The sequence below is a fragment of the Acinetobacter sp. Ac_5812 genome, from assembly GCF_013072695.1.
In the GTDB taxonomy this organism is placed as follows: Bacteria; Pseudomonadota; Gammaproteobacteria; order Pseudomonadales; family Moraxellaceae; genus Acinetobacter.
The window spans coordinates 106,878-107,398 of record NZ_LXUK01000007.1 but is presented as its reverse complement, the minus strand read 5'-3'; the positions used below and the strand labels follow the sequence as shown (position 1 = coordinate 107,398).

The window sequence follows — 521 nt, the reverse complement described above, 5'->3', positions numbered from 1 at the left end:
AGCGACCTTCACCGATGCGGCAGGTAACAGCAGCAATGTGACGGATACACAACTGTACAGTGTCGATACTACCCCACCGAACCCAGTGGGTGCAGCGGTCAACATTGATCCTGTAACTACAGACAATGTGATTAATGCAGCAGAATCTACAAGCAATGTCACGCTGACAGGTACCTTAACCGGTGTTCCAGCGGATGCGGCGACCACAGTGGTTACCTTGTTGATCAATGGTGTGACCTATACAGCGACAGTGGATGCAGCAGCAGGCACGTGGAGTGCAGTGGTTGCAGGCAGTGACTTGTTGGCAGATGGTGATAAAACCATTGATGCAACAGTCACGTTCACCGATGCGGCNNACATACGGTGACTGTGACTGCGACAGATTTGGCGGGTAATGTTGGTACAGATACAGGTACAGTGACAATCGATACGATTGCACCAGATATATCAGGAACAACACTGAACATTGACGCTGTAACTACAGACAATGTGATTAATGCAGCAGAGGGTGCAGGCAGTGT

The 521-nt window shown here is 49.9% G+C and carries 1 pseudogene; it reads left to right on the top strand.

From position 1 onward, the window contains the following. Positions 1 to 354 (top strand): annotated as a pseudogene (locus A7P55_RS22860) (Ig-like domain-containing protein); the annotation flags it as partial. Positions 355 to 521: the final 167 nt, after the last annotated feature.